The 373-nt window shown below is 76.4% G+C and carries 1 protein-coding gene; it reads right to left on the bottom strand.

The genetic code is table 11. From position 1 onward, the window contains the following. Positions 1 to 142: 142 nt before the first annotated feature. The coding region (locus BIV23_RS39835; RefSeq protein WP_071385884.1) for a hypothetical protein at positions 143 to 373 on the bottom strand (231 nt) is incomplete at its 5' end.

The following is a 373-nucleotide window of genomic DNA, read 5'->3' on the forward strand; positions in this document are numbered from 1 at the left end:
GCTTCGACGAGGGCGCAGGTGGGGGCGTAGAGGTACCAGTCGGCCTGGGCGTGGGCGCGGTGGATCAGCCGGGATGCCAGGACGTTGCCGCGGCCGGCCGCGGCCATCGCGGTATCGTCCAGCACGATGTGCATGGCGTCGCTCACCGGGCGGCCGCCTGGGCGAGCCGGCGGTCCAGCTCGCTGTCGAGGTCCCGCTCCTCGGCGGGGCTCGGGGCGTAGCCGGTCCACTCCTTCAGAGCGGCGCGGGCCTGCTCGGCGCGCTCGGCCCGCTCGGCCGGGGTGAGCAGGCTCTCGGCGAGGCGGGCCAGGTAGGCACGCAGCGAAAGGCCCTCGGCCGCCGCCAGAGCGGCGAGCCGGTCCCTGGCCTCCTC

Source organism: Streptomyces monashensis, assembly GCF_001866665.1.
In the GTDB taxonomy this organism is placed as follows: domain Bacteria; phylum Actinomycetota; class Actinomycetes; order Streptomycetales; family Streptomycetaceae; genus Streptomyces; species Streptomyces monashensis.